General features: G+C 73.0%; 26 protein-coding genes. 7 read left to right on the top strand and 19 right to left on the bottom strand.

What is annotated here, in order from left to right; translation table 11 throughout:
* Position 1: 1 nt before the first annotated feature.
* The 11 genes from BM064_RS10110 to BM064_RS10060 form a co-directional block, all read right to left on the bottom strand.
* On the bottom strand, positions 2-1,303 hold the full coding sequence (locus BM064_RS10110) for a flagellar hook protein FlgE (RefSeq protein WP_092859638.1): 1,302 nt from the start codon (positions 1,301-1,303) through the stop codon (positions 2-4).
* A gap of 412 nt (positions 1,304-1,715) precedes the next feature.
* Positions 1,716-2,096, bottom strand: a complete 381-nt coding sequence (locus BM064_RS10105) for a response regulator (protein WP_092859637.1) — start codon at positions 2,094-2,096, stop codon at positions 1,716-1,718.
* An 11-nt stretch (positions 2,097-2,107) separates the two neighbouring features.
* Positions 2,108-3,301: a chemotaxis-specific protein-glutamate methyltransferase CheB gene (gene cheB, locus BM064_RS10100; protein WP_092859636.1), complete on the bottom strand. Its 1,194-nt coding sequence runs from the start codon at positions 3,299-3,301 to the stop codon at positions 2,108-2,110.
* Positions 3,301-3,897 carry a hypothetical protein gene (locus tag BM064_RS10095; RefSeq protein WP_092859635.1) on the bottom strand — a complete coding sequence of 199 codons (597 nt, stop codon included), beginning with the start codon at positions 3,895-3,897 and terminating at the stop codon, positions 3,301-3,303. Before BM064_RS10095 ends, cheB begins: the two co-directional genes overlap by 1 nt.
* Entirely contained in the window at positions 3,894-4,799 is a 906-nt protein-coding gene (locus tag BM064_RS10090; RefSeq protein WP_092859634.1) for a CheR family methyltransferase, read from the bottom strand. The genes BM064_RS10095 and BM064_RS10090 overlap by 4 nt, the downstream gene beginning before the upstream one ends.
* 4 nt (positions 4,800-4,803) lie before the next feature.
* Positions 4,804-7,815 (bottom strand): methyl-accepting chemotaxis protein, encoded by a 3,012-nt coding sequence (locus BM064_RS10085; RefSeq protein WP_177236203.1) that lies wholly within the window; start codon positions 7,813-7,815, stop codon positions 4,804-4,806.
* Positions 7,816-7,960: 145 nt separating this feature from the next.
* Positions 7,961-8,479: a chemotaxis protein CheW gene (locus BM064_RS10080; protein WP_245779127.1), complete on the bottom strand. Its 519-nt coding sequence runs from the start codon at positions 8,477-8,479 to the stop codon at positions 7,961-7,963.
* A 5-nt stretch (positions 8,480-8,484) separates the two neighbouring features.
* On the bottom strand, positions 8,485-10,611 hold the full coding sequence (locus BM064_RS10075; protein WP_092859632.1) for a chemotaxis protein CheA: 2,127 nt from the start codon (positions 10,609-10,611) through the stop codon (positions 8,485-8,487).
* A 26-nt stretch (positions 10,612-10,637) separates the two neighbouring features.
* Entirely contained in the window at positions 10,638-10,997 is a 360-nt protein-coding gene (locus tag BM064_RS10070; protein WP_092859631.1) for a response regulator, read from the bottom strand.
* Positions 10,994-11,590, bottom strand: coding sequence for an STAS domain-containing protein (locus tag BM064_RS10065; RefSeq protein ID WP_092859630.1), 597 nt, complete (start codon positions 11,588-11,590; stop codon positions 10,994-10,996). Before BM064_RS10065 ends, BM064_RS10070 begins: the two co-directional genes overlap by 4 nt.
* Before the next feature lie 100 nt (positions 11,591-11,690).
* On the bottom strand, positions 11,691-12,659 hold the full coding sequence (locus BM064_RS10060) for a flagellar motor switch protein FliM (RefSeq protein WP_092859629.1): 969 nt from the start codon (positions 12,657-12,659) through the stop codon (positions 11,691-11,693).
* Positions 12,660-12,967: 308 nt separating this feature from the next.
* On the opposite strand from BM064_RS10060, the gene BM064_RS10055 reads away from it, so the two are divergent.
* From BM064_RS10055 to BM064_RS10025, 7 genes are all read left to right on the top strand, one after another.
* A complete protein-coding gene (locus BM064_RS10055) occupies positions 12,968-13,804 on the top strand; it encodes a flagellar motor protein MotB (protein WP_092859628.1) in 837 nt (278 codons plus the stop codon).
* 278 nt (positions 13,805-14,082) lie between these two features.
* On the top strand, positions 14,083-15,246 hold the full coding sequence (locus BM064_RS10050) for an isovaleryl-CoA dehydrogenase (RefSeq protein ID WP_092859627.1): 1,164 nt from the start codon (positions 14,083-14,085) through the stop codon (positions 15,244-15,246).
* A gap of 238 nt (positions 15,247-15,484) precedes the next feature.
* The gene (locus BM064_RS10045; protein ID WP_092859626.1) at positions 15,485-16,255 is read left to right on the top strand and encodes a MauE/DoxX family redox-associated membrane protein; all 771 of its coding nucleotides are present in this window, start codon (positions 15,485-15,487) and stop codon (positions 16,253-16,255) included.
* Positions 16,256-16,324: 69 nt separating this feature from the next.
* Entirely contained in the window at positions 16,325-16,855 is a 531-nt protein-coding gene (locus BM064_RS10040; RefSeq protein ID WP_092859625.1) for a lysozyme inhibitor LprI family protein, read from the top strand.
* A gap of 133 nt (positions 16,856-16,988) precedes the next feature.
* The gene (locus BM064_RS10035) at positions 16,989-17,546 is read left to right on the top strand and encodes a lysozyme inhibitor LprI family protein (RefSeq protein ID WP_092859624.1); all 558 of its coding nucleotides are present in this window, start codon (positions 16,989-16,991) and stop codon (positions 17,544-17,546) included.
* Positions 17,546-19,156 carry a carboxyl transferase domain-containing protein gene (locus BM064_RS10030; RefSeq protein ID WP_092859623.1) on the top strand — a complete coding sequence of 537 codons (1,611 nt, stop codon included), beginning with the start codon at positions 17,546-17,548 and terminating at the stop codon, positions 19,154-19,156. Before BM064_RS10035 ends, BM064_RS10030 begins: the two co-directional genes overlap by 1 nt.
* 16 nt (positions 19,157-19,172) lie before the next feature.
* Positions 19,173-20,144, top strand: coding sequence for an NAD(P)H-dependent flavin oxidoreductase (locus tag BM064_RS10025; RefSeq protein WP_092859622.1), 972 nt, complete (start codon positions 19,173-19,175; stop codon positions 20,142-20,144).
* Positions 20,145-20,291: 147 nt separating this feature from the next.
* Here the strand turns inward: BM064_RS10025 and moaE are convergent, their stop codons facing one another.
* From moaE to cysK, 8 genes are all read right to left on the bottom strand, one after another.
* Positions 20,292-20,762, bottom strand: a complete 471-nt coding sequence (gene moaE / locus BM064_RS10020) for a molybdopterin synthase catalytic subunit MoaE (protein WP_092859621.1) — start codon at positions 20,760-20,762, stop codon at positions 20,292-20,294.
* A gap of 1 nt (position 20,763) precedes the next feature.
* Positions 20,764-21,012, bottom strand: coding sequence for a molybdopterin converting factor subunit 1 (gene moaD, locus BM064_RS10015; protein WP_177236214.1), 249 nt, complete (start codon positions 21,010-21,012; stop codon positions 20,764-20,766).
* A complete protein-coding gene (gene pgsA, locus BM064_RS10010; protein WP_092859619.1) occupies positions 21,009-21,566 on the bottom strand; it encodes a CDP-diacylglycerol--glycerol-3-phosphate 3-phosphatidyltransferase in 558 nt (185 codons plus the stop codon). Before pgsA ends, moaD begins: the two co-directional genes overlap by 4 nt.
* A gap of 286 nt (positions 21,567-21,852) precedes the next feature.
* A complete protein-coding gene (locus BM064_RS10005) occupies positions 21,853-22,374 on the bottom strand; it encodes a hypothetical protein (protein ID WP_092859618.1) in 522 nt (173 codons plus the stop codon).
* A gap of 74 nt (positions 22,375-22,448) precedes the next feature.
* Complete coding sequence (locus tag BM064_RS10000; protein ID WP_092859617.1) at positions 22,449-22,763, bottom strand: glycine zipper domain-containing protein; 315 nt, start codon at positions 22,761-22,763, stop codon at positions 22,449-22,451.
* Between the two features lie 236 nt (positions 22,764-22,999).
* On the bottom strand, positions 23,000-24,193 hold the full coding sequence (locus BM064_RS09995) for an acetyl-CoA C-acyltransferase family protein (RefSeq protein WP_092859616.1): 1,194 nt from the start codon (positions 24,191-24,193) through the stop codon (positions 23,000-23,002).
* A gap of 137 nt (positions 24,194-24,330) precedes the next feature.
* On the bottom strand, positions 24,331-24,882 hold the full coding sequence (locus BM064_RS09990) for an acyl-CoA thioesterase (RefSeq protein ID WP_092859615.1): 552 nt from the start codon (positions 24,880-24,882) through the stop codon (positions 24,331-24,333).
* Positions 24,883-25,116: 234 nt separating this feature from the next.
* Positions 25,117-26,127 (bottom strand): cysteine synthase A, encoded by a 1,011-nt coding sequence (gene cysK / locus BM064_RS09985; protein ID WP_092859614.1) that lies wholly within the window; start codon positions 26,125-26,127, stop codon positions 25,117-25,119.
* Positions 26,128-26,174: the final 47 nt, after the last annotated feature.

Here is a 26,174-nt window from a genome sequence, read left to right as displayed (position 1 = left end):
GTCATCGCTTGATGTTGGTGGTTTCCTGCAGCATCTCGTCCACGGTCTGCACGACCTTGGCGTTGGACGAGTAGGCGCGCTGCGTCTCGATCAGGCTGGTCAGCTCGGCCGCGATGTCGGTGGTCGACCCCTCCAGCGCGTAGCCGGTGAGGATGCCGGCGGGTCCGGAGCCCGAATCCCACAGGTAGAAGGCGCCCGACTGCGGCGTCACCGTGAAGGTCTGCCCGTCCTTCACCGCCAGCCCGTCGGGGTTCGGCACGTCGACGACCGGGATCTGGAACAGCTTGCGGCTGAGGCCGGTGTCGTAGATCCCCACCAGGTAGCCGTCCGCGTCGACCTCGATCGAGGTCAGGATGCCGGCGCGGTTGCCGTTCTTGGTGATCGAGGAGGGCGCGAACTCCGCCGACAGCTGGGTCAGGGAGGAGTTGGCGCCGTACGGCCCGAGCTGGATGTCCATCGGCCCGCCCTCGAGGTTGATCGAGGCCAGTCCGCTGGCGGCGTCGTAGCTCGCGCCGGAGACCACGGTCACGTCCAGCAGCGCGCCGCCGAGGCCGCGGGTGTCGTCGAAGGTCAGGGTGAACTCGGCGATCGGGTTCAGGCCCGCGGCGGTGGCGCTGTCGTCCAGCGTCAGGGTCCACTCGTTCGAGGCGCCGGAGGCGGGGACCGTCGGCGTGAAGGTGGCGGTCAGCGTCTCGGACGCGCCGAAATTGTCGAAATACTCGATCGGAACCGACAGCGGGTCGCCCGAGGCGCCGGCGCGGGTGTCCTCCGCCGAAAGGTTGATGCCGAAGTCCATGAAGGTCGTCGCGTTGGCCACGAATCGCGAGGCCGCGACGGACACCGGCTCGAGCCCGGTCACCGAGTCGCGCAGCTGGGTGATCGGCTCCTCGTTCTGGTCGAGCGGCCAGCCCAGCAGGGCGAAGCCGGAGGAGGAGATCAGCACCCCGTTCTGGTCCGGCGTGAAGCTGTCGGTGGGCTTCAGGCGCAGTTCCGGCGAGGCCGCGTCGATCTCGTCGATCGGGGTCACCGGCAACATGCCGCGGCCCACCACGGCCATGTCCAGCGAGTTCTCGGTCGAGACGATCGAGCCCTCGGCCGAGATGGCGCGGGTGGTGGTCGAGGTGACGCCGCCGGCGGAATACTTGCCGTTGCCCGAGGCGACGACCAGCGACGAGAACTCGGTCTGCGCGCGCTTGTAGCCGTAAGTGCCTGCGTTGGCGATGTTGTCCGAGATCGCCGCCAGGCGCGAGGCGTTCACGTTCAGGCCTGCGACGGAGGCGTTGAGCGAGGAGGAGATCGTCATCGTCTGTCCTTCTGGGCGGACGTCCGGCGAGGCCGGCGCCACGTTCTGCGGTCGAGGTCCACGGTCTTGATCCAGGGTCGTCCGGTCTGGGTCTGGTCAGGGTCGTGCCCGGAGGGCTTCCGGCGGTCCGGGCGGGGTCGCCGGAGTGAAAAATGCGCAGGCTTCGTTTCCAGGAAGTGAATCCGACGGAGCGGGATGCCGGGCATTCTAGGGATCGCGGCGCAGGTCCCGGCGCCTTCGCCAGCCGTCCCGGCACGCCCCCGCGCCCCCGTCCCGGCACGCCGGGGCGGCCGGCGACGGCCGGAGCGCGTCCCGTTGCGGAGGCAGCGGGTTCGCGTGCGCACGGCGCGACGCGCCGGGGCGCGCGCGTCCTGCCGTCGCGGATCGGGGCGGCGGACCGGGTCCGCCGGCCTCAGGTCAGGGCGCCGAGGTGGGTCTCGATCGCGGTGCGCATGTCGGCCACCGAGAACGGCTTGGCCACGAAGTGGTCCACCGTCCCCTCCACCGCCTGGTCTCGGTAGGCGTCGGAGGTGGCCAGGAACACCGGGATCGACTTGAACACCGGGTGCTCCTTGATCTTGCGGGCCAGCTCCACGCCCGAAAGACCGGGCATGTTGAGGTCGGAGATGACCACGTCGAACTTCTTGGCCATCATCGCCTCCAGCGCCTGATCGCCTGCGGCGGCGAGCGTCACGTCGACGACGCCGAGGCGCTTGAGACACTGGCGGGCGAGGCCGCGCATGGTCTGCTGGTCGTCCACGACCAGCACCTTCAGGGACTTGGCTGCGGGCATTCGGGCTCTCCTCAGCTTCCGAGGGCGGCGCGCCGGGACGGCGCGGTACGGGCGAAATCGACGATGCGGGCGGCGAGACGGTCGAGGTCGTGCTCCTCCTCGACCGCGCCGAGGTCGCGGGCGGCGCGGGGCATGCCGTAGACGACGCAGGTACGCTCGGACTGCCCCAGGGTGGCGGCGCCGGCGCCGCGCATGGCGCGCAGGCCGGCGGCGCCGTCGCGGCCCATGCCGGTCAGGATCACCCCGACGGCGGAGGGGCCGGCCGCGCGCGCCACCGAGCCGAACAGCACGTCCACCGAGGGACAGTGCCCCGAGACCGTCTCGGATCCGCCCAGGCGGGTGGCCAGCCGGCCGGAGGCGGCCTGGATCTCCAGGTGGCGCGCGCCGGGGGCGATGCGGACCATGCCCGCGCGCAGCCCCTCGCCGTCGCGGGCCTCGGCCACGTCGCGACCGTATTTCTCGCACAGCCGCCGGGCGAAGCGGGCGGTGTAGCCCTCGGGCATGTGCTGAGTGATCACCACCGGGGGCAGGTCGGGGGGCAGGCCCTCGATCAGCTCGGCGATGGCGCCGACGCCGCCGGTGGACGAGCCGATGGCGATCAGCGCGCGTTTCCAGCCGCCGGGCGACGGCTCGGCCGGGGGCGACGCGGCAGGAGCCGGCGTCGGGGGAACGGGATCGAGCGGGGCGGCGGCGATGCGGCGCGGCTGCGCCGGCGGCGGCTCCGCCGGGCGCATCGCCGGGGCGGGGGGCGGCCGCAGGCCGGTCCGGCGGACCTGGGCGCGGGCGGCCATGCGCACCTTGTCGCGCAACTCGCGGCCGAAGGCGCCCATCGGGTCGGGGCCGTTCGGCTTGCGCACCACGTCCACGGCGCCGATCGAGAGCGCCGCGAGCGTCGCGTCCGCCCCCGCCGCGGTGAGGGTCGAGACCATGACCACCGGCGTCGGCCGCAGCGTCATGATCTTCTCCAGAAATTCCAGCCCGTTCATGCCCGGCATCTCGACGTCGAGGGTGACGACGTCGGGGTCGGTCTCCTTGATCAGGCGGCGGCCCTCGGCGACGTTGCCGGCGAGGCCGACCGTCTCGACGTCGCCCTCCGCCTCCAGGGCGGCCTTGATGATGCCGCGCATCAGCCGGCTGTCGTCGACCACCACGGCGCGCACGCGGGCGCCGGGGGCGCGGGACGGGGGGAGGCCCGGGGCGGTCATCAGAACAGCTCCACGCCGCCGGCGGCGGGCGCCTTGACGGCCTGCTGGGCGAGCTGGGTCTCGGACCGGCGCATGACCCGGGACTCGGAGGCCGGCAGCCGCAGCACCGAGGCGCGGCCGGTGGCGGGGAAGAAATAGACGCGGCGCGCCCGCTCCCCCCCGCAATCGGAGGCGGCGAGGCGGATCCCCTCCATCCGCAGGTAATCCTTCACGAACTGGGCGTTGCGCACGCCGACCGTGTCCTTGGAGCTGACGTCGATGACGTTGGCGCCGCCGAACACCTTGGCCTCCATCCGGTCCTTGCGGCCGCCGCGCTTGAGGATGTCGTTGATCAGCACCTCCATCGCGTGGACCCCGTAGCGGGCCGAGCGGGCGCCGTCGCTGCGGTCCTCGCCCGGCAGGAGAAAGTGGTTCAGTCCGCCGATCCCCTTGTCGACGTCGCGGATGCAGGCCGCGACGCAGGAGCCGAGCAGGGTGGTCACCGCGGTCTCGGGCAGGTCGGTCACCGCGTGGTGGCCGGGCAGGACCGAGATCGCCTGGGCCCCGATCTTGGGATCGAAATAGGGGGCGGCCGCGCGCCCGTTCAGCGCGCTCATCTCCGCCTCCTGTAGATGGTGCGGCCCTCGGAGCGGAGCAGCGGATGCTCCCCCAGCAGGGATTCCGAGTGGCCGAGGTAGAGGACGCCGTCGTCGGTCAGCGCCTCGGCGTAGCGGCGCACGAGCTCGGCCTTGGTCTCGGCGTCGAAATAGATCAGCACGTTCCGGCAGAAGATCGCGTCGAACGGGCCACGGAACGGCCAGGGATGCAGCAGGTTGAGCTGTCTGAAGGCGATCATCGCCTTGACCTGGCTGGAAAACTCCACCTTGTCGCCGCTGCGCGCAAGGGCGCCCGAGCGCAGCTCCGCCGGGATGTCGGCGGCGCGCGCCTCCGGGTAGACGCCCGCCTTGCCGGTGGCGAGGACGTTGGTGTCGAGGTCGGTCGCCAGGATCCGGAAGTCGACGCTGGCCAACGCCCGGGCCGCGGCGCGGGCCGTCAGGGCGATCGAATAGGGCTCCTCCCCCGTCGAGCAGCCGGCGGACCAGACCCGGATCCGGGTCTTGCCCGATTTCGCCAGCGGCTCCAGCACCTGTTCGCGCAGGTGCGCGAAGTGGTGGCCCTCGCGGAAGAAGGAGGTGAGGTTGGTGGTCACCGCGTTGGTGAACTGCACCATCTCGCCCTTGCCCTCGGGCCGCTCGATCAGGTCCATGTAGGCGCCGAAGGAGGTCAGGCCGGTGGCGCGCAGGCGGCGCGACAGGCGCGTGTAGACCATCTGGCGCTTGTGGTCCTTCAGCACGATGCCGGCGATGTCGAAGACCTTGGCGGTGATGCGGGTGAACTCCGCATCCGACATGACGAACTCGCCGCCGTAGCTGTCGGAATCCTTGCCGCGCGCGGCGGAGGCCGGCGGCGGGGCGGAACGCGGCGGGCCGTCGGACCCGGGCAGGAGGGTTCGGCTCATCGGCTCAGAACTCCGACCAGTCCTGGTCGTCGACGACCGCGGCGGCGGGCCGCGCCGCAGGCTGCGGCTCGGGGCGGGCGGTCGCGGCGCGCTCGGGCGCCGGCTTGGCGACGACGGGCTTCGCGGCCGCTGGCTTCGCGGCGGCAGGCCTCGCGGCGGCGGGGGCCGGCGCAGACGGCGTGGGCTTGGGGGCGGCCGGCTTCGGCGCGACGGGCCGGGCGGCGACGGGTTTCGCAGGAGCCGGGCGAGCGGCGCTCGCCGCAACCGGCGGGCGCGGGGCCGCGGCGGGCTTCGTCAGGGCCGAGGGGCGCGGCGCGGGGCCGGCCGACGCGTGGCCGCCGCCGGTCGCCGCGCGCGCCGGCGCGACGGCCGCGGCGCCGGTCGCGGCCGCACGCGCGGACTGCTTCACGCCGGTTTCGAAGAAGCCCACCCGCTCGATCAGCCAGCGCGCCTCGTTCTGCAGCCGCCGGGCGGCGGCCGCGCTCTGCTCGGCCATCGCCGAGTTGCGCTGGGTCGCGTCGTCCATGTGGGACACGGCCTGCGAGGTCTCCTGCACGCCCGAGCTCTGCTCGCGCACGGCCGACGAGATGTCCTCGATGGTGGCGGCGGTGCGGGCGATGCCTTCGGCGATCTCCTCCAGCGCATCGCCGGTGGACTGCACCAGGCGCACGCCCTCGCCGACATGGCTCGACGAGGCCTCGATCAGCGCCGAGATGTCCTTCGCCGCCTGGCTGGAGCGCTGGGCGAGCGTGCGCACCTCGGCCGCGACCACGGCGAAGCCCTTGCCGGCCTCGCCTGCGCGCGCCGCCTCGACCGCCGCGTTCAGGGCCAGCAGGTTGGTCTGGAAGGCGATCGAATCGATCACCGAGATGATGTCGGAGATCTTGGCCGAGCTCTCCTCGATCCGGCCCATCGCCGAGACGGCGTTCGACATCACTCCGCGCCCGGCCTCCGCGCGGGCGGCGGCGTCGCGGGCCAGCGTCTCGGCCGAATCCGCGTTGTCGGCGGTGGTCTTCACGTTGGCGGCCATCTCCTCCATCGTCGCCGCCGTCTGCTCCAGCGAAGAGGCCTGCGACTCGGTCCGCGAGGACAGGTCGGAGGCGTCCGTGGAGATCGTGTCGGCCGTCTCCCGCATGCCGTCGGCGGAGCGGGCGATGTCGGAGATGGTCTCCGCCAGCCGCTCCACGGCGCGGTTGAGGTTGGCCGCGGCCTCGCCGAAGCGGCCGTCGTGGGTCTCGGTCATCCGGTGGACGAGGCGGCCGGAGGCCAGCGCCTCGACCATCTTCTCGAGCTCGGCGAAGAAGCCGCCGGAGAGATCGCCCATCTTGTTGATCGAGCGGGCCACCAGCCGCGCGAACCGGTCCTCGGCGTCCTCGTCGAGCTTCTTGGTGAAATCGCCCATGGCGACCGCCTCGAGCACGTCGTTCACCTGCTGCTCGACGGTCAGCGCGGTGGAGCGGTCGCGCCAGGTGATCGCCCGGCCGATCAGCTCGTCGGCGTCGTCGCGCATCTCGACCACCACCAGGCCGTAGAGCCTGTCGCCGAAGCGCAGCAGCGGCGCGCCGCGGCGGTCGGTGCTGAGGAACACCGACGCGTCCTGATTGAGCATCCGCGCCTCCAGCCCCACGATCGAGCGCGCTCCCGGGGGCACGCCGGGCATGGCGCCGCGGATCTCGCGGAAGCCCTCCTCCATGGCGGCGTTGGCGAAGACCACGCGCTGCTCGGTGTCGAGGATCATCACCATCTCGCTCGACGCGGTCAGCGCGGTGGCGATCCGGCGCGAGGCGACGGAGGCGTGGTGGATCTCCGACAGGGCGCACGCGAGGTCGCCGAGCTCGTCGGCGCGCCGGTCGCCGGGAACCTCGGCGGCGCGGCCGGCCAGCAGCTCGCCCACGGCCTCGGTCATCCGCTGCACGGGGGTCGCGAAGCTGCGCGCCACCAGCCAGCCCAGGCCCAGCGCCACCAGCAGCGCCGGCAGCGAGGCGAGCATCGAGACCTGCATATGGTCGACCCGGGCGGCCGCGAGCAGGCTCGTGGGCGACTCGGCCACGGCGACCCAGTCGAGGCCCGCCGCATCGATCGGATGGAACGAGACGATCGCCTCCTCGCCCAGCACGCCCGTGGCCTCGACCGAGCCCTCGGCGGCGCCGTCGGGCAGGGACGCGCGGGTCAGCAGCGTGTCGTTGGCCGGCGTCTGGCGCAGGTCGGAGCGCACCAACCCGTCGCGTCCGGCGAGGTACAGCGTCGCGTCCTGGGCAAGGCGGACGGTGGACAGGATGTAGGCGAACTCGTTGACCGGCAGCTGCAGCGCCAGCACGCCCAGGACCCGCCCGTCCGGGGCGATGGCCGGGGTCGCGGCGAAGGCCGCGGGAGCGCCGGCGCTGGGCGCGTAGGCGGAGAAGTCGACGAAGGCGGTCTCGTCCGGCTTCAGGGCGCGGGCCCGGCGAAAGGCCTCGGCGAGGCCCGAGTCCCGCAGCGGTCCGGTCAGCAGGTTCTGGCCGAAGTCCGCTTCCTTGGCGACGGTGTAGACCACTTCGCCCTCGGTCGAGATCAGGAACAGGTCGTAGTAGCCGCGCTCCTCCTGGAAGCCGCGGTAGGTGCGGTGATGGCGGGAATGCGCATCCGACCACTCGGAGCCGTCGCCGGCGTCGTCGAGCTCGGCCCGGCGGCCGGCGGGCAGGGTCGATCCCGTCCCGTAGAGCCGCGTCGCGGCCTCCCCGTCGGCGCCCCAGGGGTTCAGGAAATCCTCGAAATCGTCGGTCCCGAGCTCGGAGCGCTGGATGAAGGCGAGGTCGTTCTCGACCTCCCGCAGGTAGGCGGCGATGCGGTTCGCGGCGAGCTGCGCGCCGTCGGAGACCTGCTGGCCGGCCTGCGCGCGAAGCTCCCCGTCGGAGCGGGCCAGGTTCACCGCCCCGACCGCGAGCCCGGTCAGCAGCGCGGCGCCGCCGGCCGCAAGGGTCAGCTTCAGGCCGATCGACAGGCCTCTGCGGACCCGGGTCTTCTCGCTGGTGCTCATCCGGCTCTCCGTTCGCCGTGGCGCGGCCGGTTCCCGGCCTGCGGTCGCGCGGCGCATCGCGGCGCGCGTGTTCGATCCGTCCGGCGCGGCGGCCGGAAGGCGGGTTCGGTGCGGCCGGCCCGGTGGGGCGGCCGGTCGGGGCGCCTCAGGCGATGCCGCGGACGGCGCCGAACAGCGACTTCAGGTCCAGCAGCGCCACCATTCCGGATTCGGCGTTCACCAGGCCGTTGATCGCCGACTGGTCCAGGTCCGCCTCCGAAGGCGGGACCGGGCGGATGTCGTCGGAGGCGACGCTGATGATGTCGCTGACCGCGTCCACCAGCACGCCGACCGTCTGCTCGCCGATCCAGACGATGACGACCACATGGGTCTCGGTCGCCTCGGTCAGCGGTCCGCCGAAGCGGGCGCGCAGGTCGTGCACCGGCACGATGGTGCCGCGCAGGTTGAGCACGCCGCGCATGTAGTGGGGCTGGTTGGGCAGGGCCGTCGTCGGGGTCCACTGCTTGATTTCGCGCACCAGCACGATGTCGACGCCGTAGGCCCGGTCGCCCACCAGGAACGTGACGTACTGCTTCAGCCGTCCGCCCGCGGCCGGCGCCTCCTCCGGCGAGGGGGCGCCGAGCTGGCCGGCCAGGCCGTTGGCGGCGGGCTGGGTCTGCATCATGTCGCTCAATGGATCATCTCCTGCATCGGGGCCCGCGCGAGCCCGCCCATGGACACCAGCGACGGCACGTCGAGGATCAGCGCCACCCGTCCGTCGCCCAGGATCGTGGCGCCGGAGACGCCCTCGACCCGCTGGAAGTTCGCCTCGAGGCTCTTGAGCACCACCTGCCGCTGGCCGATCAGCTCGTCGACCAGCAGGGCGACGAGGCCCCGCGTCTCGGTGTCGACCACGATCGCCATTTCCTCGCGCTTCGCGGCGTCGCCGATGCCCAGCGTGTCGCGCAGCGAGATCAGACGCAGATATTCGCCGCGGCGCGCGAGGACCTGGGAGCGGTCGGGCAGGATCTCGACCCGCTCGCCCTCGATCCTCAGCGCCTCCACCACCGAGCTCAGCGGCAGGATGAAGCGTTCGTCGCCCACGCAGACGGTCATCCCGTCCAGCACCGCCAGCGTCAGCGGCAGGGTGATCTGGAAGCGCGTGCCCTTGCCGGGGTCCGAGCGCATGTGGATGCGCCCGCCCAGCGCCTGGATCTTCTTCTTCACCACGTCCATGCCGACCCCGCGGCCGGAGACCGAGCTGATCTCCTTCGCGGTCGAGAAGCCGGGGTGGAAGATCAGCTGGTCGATCTCCTCGGGGGGGAGGTTGTCCTCGGGCCCGATCAGGCCGTTCTCGACGGCCTTCTCCATCACCCGCTCGCGGTTCACGCCGCGGCCGTCGTCCTCGACGATGATGATCACGCGTTCGCCGCGATGCTCGGCGGCGAGCCGGATGGTGCCGGTGCGGGGCTTGCCCAGCTGCTCGCGCTCGTCGGGGCTTTCCAGCCCGTGGTCCATCGAGTTGCGCAGCATGTGGGTCAGGGGCTCGGCGAGCTCCTCGATCACGGTGGTGTCGACCTCCGTGTGCTCGCCGGCGAGGACCAGGCGGGCCTCCTTGTTGAGCTTCTCGGCGAGGTCGCGGACCACGCGAGGCATGCGCGAGAACACCGATTTCACCGGCTGGGCGCGGATCGCCATCACCGATTCCTGAAGCTCGCGCGTCTGACGCGACATCGCCTCGACCGAGTGGCCGACCTCCAGCGCCGTGTGGGCGTCGGTCTCGGAGAGCTTCTGGGCCAGCACCGCCTGGGTGATCACGATCTCGCCGACCAGGTTCACCAGGCGGTCGATGCGGGTCAGCTCGACGCGCAGGGTCTTGGAGGGGCCGTGGCGGCCGCCTTCCTTGCCCTCGCCGCCGGCGGCCGCGGCGCCGCCTCCGCCGCCGCCCGAGGCGGCGGCAGGCGGCGCCGCGGCCGCGGGGGGCGCATCGAAGGCCTCCAGCGCGGGGCCGGAGGCGGGCGTCTCGGCCGGCGCGGCGGCTGCAGGGGCGGCTGCGGGCGGATTGGCGATCCAGGGATCGTCGACCTCGAGGTCGGCGATGTGCTCGTAGACCATGAAGAAGTCGCGCAGCTCGGCCACGGGACGGTCGGTCTCGAAGCGCAGTCGCCAGCCGATCGGGCAGCCCTCGGGCGTGAGGTCGGACAGGGGGGGCAGGTCGCCGAAGGGCTCGGCGGCCACCAGGTCCAGCTCGCGCGCGGCGCGGATCATGCGCAGCGGGTCATGGCCGGCGTGGACGAAATCGTCGTGCGGCCGCAGCGAGATCACCACCTCCCGCGGCTCGAGCGCCTCGGGCTCGGCCGCGGCGGGCGCGGGCGCCGGGGCGGCGCCGGCCGAGGGGGCGGGCCCGTCGTCGTCGGTCTCGTCGGCGGGGGAGCGGCCGGTCATCTCCTCCAGCTCCTGGCGGACGCGGGCCACGGCGCCCTCGTCGACCTGGGCGCCGTCGCGGGCCTGCTCGATCAGCACTTCCATGATGTCGCCGGCGCGCATCAGCAGGTTCACCACCTCCGAGTTCAGCGCCAGACGGCCGGAGCGCAGGCCGTCCATCACCGTCTCGAACACGTGGGCGAAGCCGATCAGGGCGTCGAAGCCGAAGGCCGCGGCGCCGCCCTTCACGGAATGCACCGCGCGGAAGGCCGCGTTCACCAGCTCGGGGTCGCGGTCGCCGTCCATCAGGCGGTCGAGCTGCTCCTGCAGGTCGCCCAGCAGCTCCCCGCATTCGGTGAAGAACAGCGCGAGATAGTCTTCGGAATCGTCCATTCGATGCTCTCCTGAGCCGGCCGGGGTCAGGCCAGGCGGGCCACGAGGCCCAGGATCTGGTCGGGGTCGAAGGGCTTGGTCAGCCAGCCGGTGGCCTTGACCTCGCGCGCGCGGTCCTTGAGCTCCTGCGCCGTCTCGGTGGTCAGCAGCAGGATCGGGAGCGACCGGCCCTCGGGCTCGCGCCGGGCGGCGGCGATGAACTCGAGGCCGTTCATCTTCGGCATGTTGAGGTCGGTGATCACCAGGTCCGGCCGGTGCTCGCGCAGCTTGTCGAGCGCCTCGACCCCGTCCTTGGCGGTGAACACCTCGTGGCCGCCCCGTTCCAGACAGGCCTTGAGCATGTTCAGGAGCGCACGGGTGTCGTCCACGGCGAGAATGCGGCTCATGCGCGGATCTCCATCTTCATCAGGTCTCCGAAGAGCCCGAGGTCCGAAAACGCGTCCACGAAGGCCGGGGACGGGCTGGTCACGACGGCGGGGGAGCCGGCCTCCGCGCGGGCGCGGGCGGCGGCGACGATGGCGAGCACGTAGGGGGTCGAGATGTTGTCGACCTCCGACGCGTCGAGCGTCAGCGGAGCCCCGGCCGGCGCGGCCAGCAGCCAGTCCAGCAGCTCCTGCGTCTCGTCATGGCGCGCGCGGCGGTGCAGGCGGATCGGTTCGCCCGCGACGTCCGCGGCCGGCGCGTCGGCGTCGTCCGCGGCCGGCGCGTCGGCGTCGCCCGCGGCGGACGGATCCTCGCCCTCGGCGTCGCCCGCTTCGGCGGCGGCGAGGGCGGGGGCGTCCCCGTTCTCCGCCGCCTCTCCGACGTCTTCGTCCTCGGCTGCGAGCGTCTCCGCGGCGTCCGCGGAGAGGTCCTCGGCGAGGGCGTCTTCGGCCGCCTCGGCAGGCGCCTCCGCGGCCAGGTCGAGGTCCGGGCCGGGCTCGGCCTCCGTCGCTTCGGCGGAGGCGGCCCTGCCGCCGGACGTGCGTTTCGCGGTCATCTATCGCTCCTTCCCACGAAAACCGACGGGGCCGCGCGGCAGGCGCACGCGGCGGGACGAATCGGGGCATGCCGGGCGGCATGCGGGGGGGCGGGGCGGGTCACGCCTTGCCCTCCGCCATCGCCATCATCCGCTCCAGCCCCTCGATCAGGCCGGCGTCGGGGCTCTGGGTCAGCTTCACGGCCTTGCCGCCGTCGATCGCGCCGAGGCGGCCGACCGCGAGGGTCGCGGACTCGGGGTCGCCGTCGACGATCAGCTCCACCGCCTCGCGCGATTCGCGCGGGATCGGGAGCAGCATCCCGGGCTCCAGGTCCTCCAGCTCCGCCAGGCGCAGCTTCTGGCGGTGCAGGACCGCCCGCAGCCGCACCGGCGAATCGGAGGCCGCCTTGGCCATGTGCCGGGACCAGATGTCGGAGCGCGCGCGGTTGTCGGCCTGCTTGCCGGGCGCCGCGGCGCGGTAGGAATCGAGCACCGCCAGCGGCAGCACCAGGTCGAACTCGCCCGAGCGCGCCGCCTCGCCCATGTCGAGGCTGAGCCGCAGGACCAGCACGTCGGAATGCTCGGGCGCGATGCGCACCATGGTCACGTGCTGCTCGAAATGGTCGAGCTTCATCGCCGCCCGGATGCCGGGGCCGAGATGCACCCGCAGCGCCGCCTCGAACGCCTCGAGCGCCAGGCGGATGAACTCCTCGCACAGGGCGCAGTCGATGGCGGTGACCGAGCGGGCCACGGACATCGGCGCGGCGGCCGGGTCGCCGCCCATGCGCAGGTCGACCACGTGGTAGATCAGATCCATCCCCACGTTCATCAGCGCCGAGTTCTGCGAGCCCTTCACGTCGATCACCGCGATCATCGCGGGGACCGGGATCTCCTCCAGCACCGAGGAGAGCTTCTTGACCTCGCAGTCGATGACGATGGCCGAGGTCAGGGTGCGCATCAGGCCGCGCAGACGCTCGTCGAGGAGCTTGGCGAAGTTCTCGCCGATCTCCTCGATCCCGCGGAAGGGCGCGCGGCCGACCCGGTTGCCGGCCACCTTGCGGCGGATCGCGCTGTCTGCGGCGGCGTCCATGCGGCCAGAATCTCCGTGTGCCAGAACCGACCAGAAGGGCCGGCGACGCGGAAAGTCGGCGGGAAGAGTTAGAAAGCCGTGAACGCAGCCGCGATCGGCGCGGCCGCCGCGCCGCCAGGGCGCGTCCCCCGGATCTTCGCGCGCGCGGGAGAGGCGCGGGCCGCGCCGTCCTCCCGCGCCGCGGCCGCGGCGTTGTCAAAGTGGAAACCCTGTTACTTTCGAGCAACCTAGTTCCGAAACCACGCCGCAAGGGCCAGGGCGTATCCAGCATCCCGGGTGGATGAAACCGGATGCAAGGGAGCGAGGCCATGGCCGACGCTGCGATGATCGTGAAGCGCAAGAAGGTGGTGGGCGGCGACGGCCACCACGGCGGCGCGTGGAAGGTGGCCTACGCGGACTTCGTGACCGCGATGATGGCCTTCTTCCTGCTGATGTGGCTGCTCAACGCCACCAGCGAGGAGCAGAGGGCGGGCCTGGCGGAGTATTTCGACCCCCGCGTGCCGATCGCCAAGATCTCGGGCGGGGGCACCGGCGCCTTCGGGGGCGATTCGATGTTCTCCGAGAGCACGATGTCCCAGAACGGCACCGGCGCCTCGGCCAACACGCCGATGGACAACGAGCAGGCCAAGGGCGACACCGGCTCGATGGACCGCCAGGCCGACGAGGGCCAGGCCCAGGAGCTGACCGAGCTCGACAACCTGTTCCGCGGCATGACCGGCGAGAGCGAGGCCGCCGACGCCCTGCTCCAGCACATCAAGACCCGCGTCACCGACGAGGGCCTGGTGATCGAGCTGTTCGACGTCGACGGCCAGCCGCTGTTCCGCACGGGCTCGGCCGAGCCGACCCCGCAGATGGAGGCGCTGCTGGCGATGGTGGGCGGGGTGGCGCGCCTGGTGACCAACCGGATCGCGATCACCGGCCACACCGACGCCAGCCCCTTCGCCGCCGGCGCGTCCTACGGCAACTGGGAGCTGTCGACCGACCGCGCCCAGGTCTCCCGCCGGGCGCTGGCCGAGGCCGGGATCGAGGCCGAGCGCATGGCCCGCGTCACCGGCAAGGCCGACACCGAGCCGGCGGCGAACGCCGCCGCCGACGATCCGCGCAACCGCCGGGTGCAGATCACCCTGCTGCGCACCGGCCGCTGAGGCCCGGGGCCCGCGGCGCGGGCCCCGCCTCCCCCGGGCGATCGAACGGGCCCCGGATCCGCTCCGGGGCCCGTTTCGCGTCGCGAGCGCTCCGGCCGGGCGTCCAGGCGCGGCCGACGCCGCAGGCCCGAGCCCGCCCGCAGGGCGCCTCCGGGCCGGGGAGACGGCGCGCGAGGCCCCCGCCTCCCCTTGCGCGACGCCGCCCGTCGGATACCACTTGGCCCCCGGAGCGCCGCGCAGGAGCCGTGGCCCCGGAACCGGCCAAGGGAGGACGCGCCATGTTCCACGCCACCCTGAAATTCCCGCTCGGCGAGGACATCGAGGCGATCCGCGACGCCGCCCATCGTTGGGCGCAGGAGCAGGTCAAGCCGATCGCGGCCGAGATCGACCGCTCCAACGCCTTCCCCGCGCAGCTGTGGAAGCAGATGGGCGACCTCGGTCTGCTGGGGATCACCGTGCCCGAGGAATACGGCGGGCTCGGCATGGGCTACCTCGCCCATTGCGTGGCGGTGGAGGAGGTGGCGCGCGCCTCGGCCTCGGTCAGCCTCAGCTACGGGGCGCACTCGAACCTCTGCGTCAACCAGATCAAGCTCAACGGGTCGGAGGAGCAGAAGGCGAAATACCTGCCCAGGCTGGTCTCGGGCGAGCATGTCGGCGCGCTGGCGATGTCGGAGGCGACGGCGGGCTCCGACGTGGTCTCGATGAAGCTGCGCGCCGAGAAGCGCAACGACCGCTACGTGCTGAACGGGACCAAGTACTGGATCACCAACGGGCCGGACGCCGACGTGCTGGTGGTCTACGCCAAGACCGACCCCGAGGCGGGGGCCCGGGGCATGACGGCGTTCCTGATCGAGAAGGAGATGACCGGCTTCTCGACCTCGCCCCATTTCGACAAGCTCGGCATGCGCGGCTCGAACACCGGCGAGCTGATCTTCGAGGACGTGGAAGTCCCCTTCGAGAACGTCCTGCGCGAGGAGGGCCGCGGCGTCAACGTGCTGATGTCGGGGCTGGATTACGAGCGCGTGGTGCTGTCGGGCATCGGCACCGGGCTGATGCACGCGATGCTCGACGAGGTGGTCCCCTACCTCCACGAGCGCGAGCAGTTCGGCAGGCCGATCGGCGAGAATCAGCTGATGCAGGCCAAGCTCGCGGACATGTACACGGCCATGAACACCGCGCGCGCCTACCTCTACGCCGTCGCCGGCGCCTGCGACCGGGGCGAGGTCACCCGCCAGGATGCGGCGGCCTGCGTGCTCTATTGCTCCGAGGTGGCGATGCAGCAGGCGGTGCAGGCGGTGCAGGCCTTCGGGGGCGCGGGCTATCTCAACGACTCGCCCGTGGCGCGGATCTTCCGGGACGCCAAGCTGATGGAGATCGGGGCCGGCACCTCCGAGATCCGGCGGATGCTCTGCGGGCGGGAGTTGCTGAAGGCCACCGCGTGACGCAAGGGCGCGGCGGCGCCGGCGGCCCGGGCGGCGCCCGCCCGCCCTCGTCGGCGCGAGGGGACGCGGCGTCTCGACGCTCCAGCGGGTGGAAGGTCGGGGGCGGGGGGTCGAAGCGGGCCGCGATCGCCCCATCTTTCCTTCAGGAAGGGGGCGCGCCGCGGCGCCGGAGCCCGGCCCGGCCGGAAGAGCCCTGCGCTCCGCCGCGCCCTCGCGAACCGCGCGAGAGGAGCCCGACATGCCCTTCGACGAGACCCGGACCGACGCGGCGAAACGCGCCGAACTGCACCGCATGGCGATGCCCGACCACCTCTGCCCCTTCGGCCTGAAGTCCAAGGCCCTGCTGGAGCGCGAGGGATACGAGGTCGACGACCACCTGCTGACCCGCCGCGACGAGGTCGACGCCTTCATGGCGAAGCACGGCGTGAAGACCACCCCCCAGACCTTCATCGGCGGCGAGCGGATCGGCGGCTATTCCGACCTGCGCGCCCATTTCGGCGACCCGCTGCCGGACGAGGACGCGACCACCTACCGCCCCGTGCTGATGATCTTCGCCGTGGCCGCCCTGCTGGCCGTCGGCGTCGGCTGGATGCTGGGCGAGATCGTCGCCCTGCGCACGGTCGAGATCTTCGTCGCCATCGCCATGACCCTGTTGGGCCTGCAGAAGCTGCAGGACGTCGAGTCCTTCTCGACCATGTTCCTCAACTACGACCTGCTGGCGCGGCGCTGGGTCCGCTACGGCTACATCTACCCCTGGCTCGAGACGGGGGCCGGCCTTCTGATGGTCGCAGGCACGCTCACCTGGCTCTCGGCCCCGGTGGCGCTGGTCATCGGCCTGATCGGCGCGGTCTCGGTCTTCAAGGCGGTCTACATCGACCGGCGGGAGCTGAAATGCGCCTGCGTGGGCGGCGGCTCGAACGTGCCGCTGGGCTTCGTCTCGCTGACCGAGAACCTGGCGATGATCGCCATGGGCGTCTGGATGCCGCTGCGGCTCTACCTCGGGATTTGACGCGATCGTCGCCGTTGCGGAGACGATGCGACTCGGGGCAAGATCATCATGTAGATTAACGGAGCCCCGATGCCCCGCGCCGCCTCCCTCGCGATCGCGTCCCTGATCGCCCTGATCGCCGCCCCTGCCCCCGCCGCGGCGCAGGCGGCCGGGCCGTCGGCCGCGGAGATGCGCGCGCAGATCGAGCGCTGCCTCGACGCCGCCGCGGACCGGGCGGGGGAGGAGGCCTGCATCGGCCGGACCTCCGGCGCCTGCATGGAGGCGCCGGGCGGCCAGACCACGGTCGGCATGGCCGGCTGCCTCGGCGCCGAGACCGAGGCGTGGGATTCGCTCCTCAACGCCCTCTGGCCCCGGCTGAAGGCCGACGCGGCCGAATCCGACGCCGCCGAATCGCCGCAGGCGGCGGGCCTGCCGACGCGGGCGGACAGCCTGCTCGCCGCCCAGCGCGCCTGGATCGCCTTCCGCGACGCCGAGTGCCTGCACGCCTACGCCCAGGGCGGAATGGGCACGATCCGAACGCTTTACGGCGCCTCCTGCCAGCTCGAGGAGACGGCGGAGCGGGCGCTGGAGTTCCGCGCCTGGCTGCGCGCGCCGCCCTGAGCGGGCCGCGGCGGGCGGCGCGCGCCGCCACCTTGCCGCCCCATCCCCGCCCGTCCCTCGCCCCCGCCCCGTAGAAACCTGTTCCGCGTCCCTCTTGGCGCCCCGCCCGCGCCGCGTCACAAAGGAGCCCGCCATGATCCGAGCGCCGCTTCACCTCCTCGCTTCCGCCGCCGCCTCCGCCGTCGTCGTGCTGTCGGCGCTGCTCTCCTGGTCCGCGCCGACCGCCGCCGCGGCGGACGAGCTGGACGACGCCCGGTTCCTCACCCAGTGCGTCGAGACGCAGCTCGCGTCCGGCACCGCCAGGGCCGAGTCGGTCTGCCTCGGTCTGATCGCCCTGCCCTGCACCGACGCCGGCCCCTCGGCCGACGACGTCCAGGCGCAGGAGAAGCACGAGATCGCCTGCCTCAGCCGCGAGACCGCCGCCTGGCAGGTCGCCGTGGACGAATGGTGGCCCGACCTGCTGGCCGCGACCGTGACGCTGGACGCGCGCGACGACCGCCAGTCCGCCTCCGCCGACGCGCTCCGCCAGGCCCACCGGGCGTGGGAGAGCTTCGCCCAGGCCGAATGCGCCTATGCCGCCGCGCTGTGGGGCCGCTCCACCTACCGCGAGGTCTCGCGGGCCGACTGCGAGATGCGCACCCTCGCGCGCCGCGCCATCCAGCTGCGCGCCCAGACAGGATTGGACAGCTGATGACGGTTCTCGCCTCCGCTCTCTCCCCGGCCTCCGACGAGGCGAAGGCGAACCGGGCCGCCCATGAGGCGGCCATCGAGGTGGTGAAGGCCGCCGCCCAGGCGGCGCTCGCCGGCGGCGGCGAGGTCGCCCGCAAGCGCCACGAAAGCCGCGGCAAGATGCTGCCGCGCGACCGGGTGGCGGGCCTGCTGGACCCCGGCGCGCCGTTCCTGGAATGCGGGATGACCGCGGCGCACGAGATGTACGACGGCGCCTCCCCCTGCGCCGGGATCATCACCGGCGTCGGCCGGGTCGAGGGGCGCGAGGTCATGGTGGTGTGCAACGACGCCACCGTGAAGGGCGGCACCTACTACCCGATGACGGTGAAGAAGCACCTCCGCGCCCAGGAGATCGCCGAGCAGAACAACCTGCCCTGCATCTACCTGGTCGACAGCGGCGGCGCGAACCTGCCCCAGCAGGACGAGGTCTTCCCGGATCGCGAGCACTTCGGCCGCATCTTCTACAACCAGGCCCAGATGTCCGCGAAGGGCATCCCCCAGATCGCCGCCGTGCTCGGCTCCTGCACCGCCGGCGGCGCCTATGTGCCGGCGATGTCGGACGAGACCATCATCGTGCGCGAGCAGGGCACGATTTTCCTCGCCGGCCCCCCCCTGGTGAAGGCCGCCACCGGCGAGGTCGTCACCGCCGAGGAGCTGGGCGGCGGCGACGTGCACACCCGCCTCTCCGGCGTGGCCGACCACCTGGCCGAGAGCGACGCCCACGCCCTGGCCCTCGCCCGCCGGATCGTGTCGAACCTCAACCGCCCCAAGCACCCGACGGTGGAGCTGCGCACGCCCGAGCCGCCCGCCTACGACCCCGAGGAAATCCTCGACGTCGTGCCCACCGACTGGAAGCAGCCCTGGGACGTGCGCGAGCTGATCATGCGGGTGATCGACGGCTCCCGCTTCGACGAGTTCAAGCCGCGGTTCGGCACCTCGCTGGTCACCGGCTTCGCGCATCTCGAGGGGATCCCCGTCGGCATCATCGCCAACAACGGCATCCTGTTCTCGGATTCGGCCTCCAAGGGCGCGCATTTCGTCGAGCTGTGCAGCCAGCGCCGCATCCCGCTGGTGTTCCTGCAGAACATCACCGGCTTCATGGTCGGCAAGAAATACGAGGCCGAGGGCATCGCCCGCCACGGCGCCAAGCTGGTGACCGCGGTCTCCACCACCCAGGTCCCCAAGGTCACCATGATCGTCGGCGGCAGCTTCGGCGCCGGCAACTACGGCATGTGCGGGCGCGCCTACTCCCCCCGCTTCATGTGGAGCTGGCCGTCGTCGCGCATCTCCGTGATGGGCGGCGAGCAGGCCGCGGGCGTGCTGGCCACCGTCCGCCGCGAGGGCATCGAGCGCAAGGGCGGCTCCTGGTCGGCCGAGGAGGAGGCCGAGTTCAAGCGCCCCACCATCGAGCTGTTCGAGCGGCAGTCCCACCCCCTCTACGCCTCGGCGCGGCTGTGGGACGACGGCATCGTCGACCCCCGCCAGACCCGCCGCACGCTGGCCCTGTCGCTGTCGGCCGCCCTCAACGCCCCGATCCCCGAGGCCCCGCGCTTCGGCGTGTTCCGGATGTGATCGCAAGGGGGCCCGCATGCTGCGCACCCGCCTGACCGAGGCGTTCGGCCTTCGCCACCCGGTGATCTCCGCCCCCATGGCGCTGGCCGCGGGAGGGCGCCTCGCCGCCGCCGTCTCCCGCGCCGGGGGGCTGGGCATGATCGGCGGCGGCTACGCCGACCCCGACTGGACCGCCCGCGAATTCGCCGAGGCCGGCAACGAAGGGATCGGCTGCGGCTTCATCACCTGGAGCCTCGCCCGGAACCCCGAGGCGCTGGAGATCGCCCTCTCCCGCGCCCCGCGCGCCCTGTTCCTCTCCTTCGGCGACCCGGCGCCCTTCGCCCCGGCGATCGAGGCCGCGGGCGTGCCCCTGATCTGCCAGGTGCAGACGCTGGCCGACGCGAAAGCCGCGCTCGACGCCGGCGCCTCGGTCCTGGTCGCCCAGGGCTCCGAGGCCGGCGGCCATGGCGAGCGGCGGGCCACGATGACCCTGGTCCCCGAGGTCGCCGACCTGCTGGCGCGACGCGCGCCGGAGGTCCTGCTCTGCGCCGCGGGGGGGATCGCCGACGGCCGGGGCCTCGCCGCGGCCCTGTCGCTGGGCGCAGACGGGGCGGTGATCGGGACGCGGTTCTGGGCCTCCGAGGAAGCCCTCGCCGCCCCCGGCCTGAAGCAGGCCGCGCTGGAGGCGACCGGCGACGACACCCTGCGCACCAGGACGGTGGACGTGGTGCGCGGCCGCGACTGGCCGGACCGCTTCGACATCCGCGTGATCCGCAACGCCTTCACCGACCGCTGGCACGGCGACCTCGCCGGCCTGAAGGCGCAGGCCGGCGAGGTCGCCGAGGCCTGGGGAAAGGCCGCGGCCGCCGGCGACGCCACCCTCGCCAATCCCATCGTCGGCGAGGCGACCGGCCTGCTGCATGACCTCCCGCCCGCCGCGGAGATCCTGGAGCGCCTGATCGCCGAGACCGAGGCGGTCCTCGCCCGGACCGCTGCGCTCAGGGCCTGAGGGCGCCGGCGGCGACGCGCGCGCCGGGGTTGGGCCGGGTCCGCTCGCCGCCGGCCGCAGGAGGCCCCGGGTCAAGCCCGGGGCACGCGGGGCCGCCAGCGTCGGCGCAGGCAGGAAACCGTGTGGGGGACCGTGAAGGGGCGATCCTCAGCCGCGTCCCCAGCGGGCCGCGGCGGCGTCGTCGCTTTCGCGCGCGTCGACCCAGCGGGCGCCGTCGGGGGTCGTCTCCTTCTTCCAGAAGGGGGCCCTCGTCTTCAGCCAGTCCATCAGGAACTCGGCCGACTCGAAGGCCGCCTGCCGGTGGGGGGAGGCGGTGGCGACCAGCACGATGCGGTCGGCGGGCAGAAGCAGGCCGTAGCGGTGGATCACCACCGCGCCCTGCAGGGGCCAGCGGGCGAGGGCCTGCTCGGCGATCTCGGTCAGGGCCTTCTCGGTCATGCCGGGATAGTGCTCGAGCTCCATCGCCGAGACCGGGACGTCGCCGCCGCGGTCGCGCACCAGGCCGGTGAAGGTGACCAGCGCGCCGACGTCGGCCCGGCCCTCGGTCAGGCGGGCGCATTCGGCGGCGACGTCGAAATCCGCTTCCTGGACCGAGACGTGCAGGACCGGCGCGGCCATCTCAGCCGCCGGTGACAGGGGGGAAGAAGGCCACCTCGCGGGCGTTTCGCAGCGGGGCGTCGAGCTCGGCCGCCTCCTGGTCCACCGCCGCGCGCACCGCGCTCAGGTCGTCGAAGGCGAGCGCGTGACCCTCGGATCGGGCGCGCAGCTCCTCGACCAGGGCGGCGAGGGTGGGGGCGGAGGTCTCGACCTCCTCGCGGCCCGCGCCGATCCGCTCGCGCAGCCAGGCGAAATAGAGAACCCGCATCAGCTTCCCTCCTTCATCGTCGGGCTGGCGAGGGCCTTGCGGAAGTATTCCACGCCCGTGATCACCGTCAGCGCCGCGGCGAGCCAGATCAGCGCCAGGCCCCCCACGCGCGCCCAGTCGCCCCAGGGCGCCAGGAACAGCGCGCCGATGGCGATCATCTGCACCGTGGTCTTCCACTTCGCCAGCTGGGTCACGTGGATCGTCACCCGCCCCGCCAGATGCTCGCGCAGGCCCGAGACGGCGGTCTCGCGCAGGAAGATGGCGGCGGCGGGGACCAGAAGCCAGGGGTCGAGGCCGAACAGCATCATCAGCACCGCCAGCGCGATGGTCACCATGGCCTTGTCGGCGATGGGATCGAGCATGCGGCCGAACTCGCTCTGCTGGTTCCAGCGCCGGGCGATCCAGCCGTCGAGGAAGTCGGTCAGCGAGGCGCCCAGGAACAGCGTCACCGCGACCGCGTCCGCCAGGGGCCGTGGCAGGACGACGAAGACCAGCGCGACGGCCGGCGCCGCGAAGAGGCGCAGGAGCGTGAGCAGGTTGGGGATGGTCAACGGCATGTGCGCTCTTTCGGACGGGCGGGGCGGACAGTCAAGCGGCGCGAAGGTCGGCGGGCGGAGATGCGGCGGCGCGCAGGCCCCGGAGAGCGCCCGCGGACCGCGCAGCTTCCCCAGGGGAAGAGGCCCCGGCGAAGCGCCGGCCCGCGCGGCGCGCGGGGTCGGCGCGACGGCCGGCGCGACGGTCCGGGCGGCGCTGTCCTTGGGATCGTCGCGCCGGCTGGGCGCGCGGGACGCGGAAAGGCGCCCCCGCCGTCGGCGGAGGCGCCCTCGTCGGATCGCCTGCGGATCAGATGCGGCGGCGGCGGCGGCGGCCGGGGCCGCGCAGGGTGCGGCCGATGTCGGCGGCGTCGCGGAAGGCGTGGGCGGCCATCATCGCGAGCTCCAGGTCCCGCTCGAACTGAGAGACCGCGGGGTCCGGCGGCACGCCCCGGCCCGGCGCGGGCGCCGCGCCGGGCGGCAGGCCTGCCGCGCCCTCGGCCATGCCCTGGGCCTCGGCGGCGGCCACCACCGGGGCCACCGCCGCGGCCGGGATGGTGGGCGCCGACAGGCGCCAGCCGTTGGCCGCGAAGATCGCCGCGGCGACGAAGGCGTAGACGCCGCCGGCGATGGCCAGGGCCGTGACCCAGCCGTAGAGCGTCGCCAGCCAGATCAGGCCGGCGACCGTCAGGCAGATGCAGGCGCCCGCGGCGAAGAAGGCGAAGGCGAGCGGCGGGCTCGCCGTCGCCACCACCGAGGCCGCGCCGACGCTCGCCGCGCGGCCGGCCTCGAGCGCGACCTGGTCGCCCAGGCCGCGGATCATGCCGCTCATGCCGCCAGCGGCGGGTGGTGCGCGTCTCGGCCTCATCGTCTCCCCCTCTCCGCCCGGGCGTCCTGCAGCCGGCGTCAGCGGCGCGCGGTCAGGAAGCCGAACACCAGGCCCAGGGCCGCGGCGCCGGCCACGGCGGTCAGGGGCCGTTCGCGCACGTAGTCCTGGGCGACCTCGATGTCGCGCTCGGCCTCGGCGCGGGCGCGGCGGGCGGCGCGGCGGCCGCGGGCCTGCGCCTCGCGGGCGGCGCCGTTCACGCGGCCCTTGGCGTCCTCGACCTCCATCCGGGCGACGTCGCCCATGGTCTCGGTGATCCTGGACAGGTCCGCGCGCAGCGCGTCGATCTGCTTAGAGAGCTCCGCATACTTGTCGTCGGTCGGGGCGGTGGCCATGGCCGGGTCTCCTCACTCAGGCGCGCCGGTTCCGCGGCGCTCGATTCCACGCCCACAAATGTAATGGAGCGGCGAGGAACATCCACCGCCGCCCGCAAATGGTCACGGATGCGTCGAGCGCATGACGGTCGCCCGGGAAAGAACTCGCGCATGACGGTCGCCCCGGAACGGACCTGCGCCTGACGGCCGCCCCGGACGGGCGGCCGCAGGACCGCCCTCTCCGGGGCCGCCCGGGCTCAGAGCCGCTCGATCGCCAGCGCGATGCCCTGGCCGCCGCCGATGCACATGGTCACCAGACCGTAGCGGCCGCCGATGCGCTCCAGTTCGTAGAGGCACTTGACGGTGATGATCGCGCCGGTGGCGCCGACCGGGTGGCCCAGGGCGATGGCGCCGCCGTTGGGGTTCACCTTCTTCGGGTCGAGCCCCAGGCCCTTGTTCACCGCGCAGGCCTGGGCGGCGAAGGCCTCGTTCGACTCGATCACGTCGAAATCCTCGACGGTCAGGCCGGTGCGCTCCATCAGCGTCTGGACGGCGGGGACTGGCCCGATGCCCATCACCTCGGGGCGCACGCCGGCGTGGGCGTAGCCCAGGATCCGGGCGCGGGGCTTCAGCCCGGCCTTCTGCGCGGCCTCGGCGTCGGCCAGCACCAGGGCGGCGGCGCCGTCGTTGATGCCCGAGGCGTTGCCGGCGGTGACCATGCCGTCCTTGCGGAAGGCCGGGCGCAGGCCCGCCAGCGCCTCGGCCGAGGTCATCCGGGGATGCTCGTCGGTGGCGAAGGCGACCATGTCGCGGCCCTTCTTCACCTCGACCGGCACGATCTGCTCGTCGAAGCGGCCGGCCTCGATGGCGGCCTTGGCGCGGGTCTGGGACTCGAGCGCGAAGGCGTCCATCTCCTCGCGGGAGATCTGGTGCTCGGCCGCCACGTTCTCGGCGGTGATGCCCATGTGGCCGTGGCCGAACGGGTCGTTCAGCGCGCCGACCATCATGTCGATGCCCTTGATGTCGCCCATCTTCTGGCCGAAGCGGGCGGCGGGCAGGATGTAGGGGCCGCGCGACATCGCCTCGGCGCCGCCGGCGAGGGCGAAGTCGGCGTCGCCCAGCAGCAGCGACTGCGCCGCCGAGACGATGGCCTGGGCGCCCGAGCCGCAGAGCCGGTTCACGTTCATCGCCGGAACCGAGTCCGGGATGCCCGCGCCGATCGCCGACACGCGGCTGAGGTACATGTCCTTCGGCTCGGTGTTGATCACGTGGCCGTAGGCGACGTGGCCGATCTGCGCCGGCTCGACCCCGGCCCGCTCCATCGCGGTCTTCGCGACCAGGGCGCCGGTTTCGGTCGGGGGCGTGCCGGCCAGCGAGCCGCCGAAGGTGCCGATGGCGGTGCGGGCGCCGGAGAGGATCACGATCTCCCTGGGAAGCGCGTCTCTGGGCATGGCTTGGTCTCTCCCGTTTTGTTCTGTCTCGCGGGCGGCGGCGCGGAAGGCCGCGGGGCCGCCCCTGCGGCGCCGCACCATACGCCCGACGCCGGGCTTGTCCAATGGTCCCTGACCGAGCGGTCAGGGGCCGGGCTTCAGGCGGCCGCCCGCGCGGCCGCGGCGGCCGGCGGCCAGGCGCGATGCGCCTCCGAGTCCGCCCAGGCCGCGATCGGCTCGGGCAGCGGCGCGCGCCAGCCCGGCTCCAGCCGGTCGGCGAAGAGCTCGGCCGTCGGGCGGATGCCGGAGCCGTCGAACAGCGCCATCCGCGCATAAAGCCCGTGCGCCGGGACCCCGTTGGCGTAGAGCACGTGATCGACATAGGTGAAGCGCGCGTCGCAGCCCACGATGGTGGCGTGCAGCTCGATCCGGTCCATCAGGCGCACCCGCTTGCGATAGGTGACCGCCGAGCCCGCGACGGCGACCGAGAGCCCGCGGGCCTTCATCAGCTCGACCACGCCGCAGCGGCGCAGGACCGCCATGCGGGCCATGTCGAACAGGGTCAGCGAGCGGCCGTTGTTCAGCTCCCAGGCCGTGTCGAGGTCCTGCGGCCAGCAGCGGGTGCGGGTCACATGCGTCTCGCCGGGGGCGAGCGCGGGCAGGCGGCCGGCGCGGCGCATTTCTCGCATCACGCGGACGACGGGATACATGGGCGGCTCCACGACATACCGATGGGTATGTCAGCCTAGGCCGAGAGAGGCGGCGGCCGCAAGGGCCGCCGGATCCCGGGGCTGGAGGCGACCGGAGACGGGGATCCACGGTCGCGCCGGCTGCGCGCCGCGGGACTGGCCCCGGGCCTCGCACGTGCGGCGGACGGCGAGAGGCCCCGGGTCAAGCCCGGGGCGCCGCCCTGCGTCCGCCGTCCGCAGGCGTCGACGGGCCCTTCAGAGGCCTTCGAAGAGGGGCGTGGACAGGTAGCGCTCGGCGAAGCTGGGCAGGATCACCACGATGCGCTTGCCGGCCATGTCCTCGCGCTCGGCGAGCTCCAGGGCCGCGGCGACCGCGGCGCCGGAGGAGATGCCGCCGGGGATGCCTTCCAGGCGCGCCAGCTTGCGGGCCATGTCGAAGGCGGTCTCGTTGCCGATGGTCAGCACCTCGTCGATCAGGGCGCGGTCGAGGTTGCCGGGCACGAAGCCCGCCCCGATGCCCTGGATCTTGTGGGGGCCGGCCTCGCCGCCCGAGAGGATCGGGCTGTCCTCGGGCTCCACCGCCACGATCTTCACGTGGGGCGCGCGGTGCTTCAGCACCCGGCCGACGCCGGTCAGGGTGCCGCCGGTGCCCACGCCGGCCACGAAGACGTCGAGATGGCCGTCGGTGTCGGCCCAGATCTCCTCGGCCGTCGTCGCCTCGTGGATCGCGGGGTTGGCGGTGTTCTCGAACTGCTGGGGGATCACGGCGTCGCCGATCTCGGCGGCCAGCTCCTCGGCCCGCTCGATGGCGCCGCGCATGCCGCGGGCGGGGTCGGTCAGCTCCAGCCGCGCGCCCAGCAGGGCCAGCATCTTGCGCCGCTCGATCGACATGCTCTCGGGCATGCACAGGATCAGCTTGTAGCCCCGCGCCGCGCAGGCGAAGGCCAGCGCGATGCCGGTGTTGCCCGAGGTCGGCTCGATCACCGTGGTGTCGTGGTTCAGCCGCCCGGTCCGCTCCAGGCTGTCGATCATCGCCACGCCGATGCGGTCCTTCACCGAGGAGATCGGGTTGAAGAACTCCAGCTTGGCGAGGATCTCGGCCTTCAGGTCCCGCTCCACCGCCAGACGCGACAGCCGCACCAGCGGCGTCGAGCCGATGGTCTGGGTGATGTCGTCGTAGATCCGGCCCCGCGGCGGCGTGAAGCGGCCGGGGTTCGGTTCGTGGCTGGGCTCCGGGACGGCGGCGGCGTGCCTGTCGGCGGTCATGCGGGGTCCTCCCTCGCTGGGGTCTGCGCCTGCGGGGGCGGGGGGAG

Source organism: Albimonas pacifica (assembly GCF_900113695.1).
GTDB lineage: Bacteria > Pseudomonadota > Alphaproteobacteria > Rhodobacterales > Rhodobacteraceae > Albimonas > Albimonas pacifica.
The sequence above is the reverse complement of the archived record's forward strand: the minus strand, read 5'-3'. Positions and strand labels throughout refer to the sequence as shown.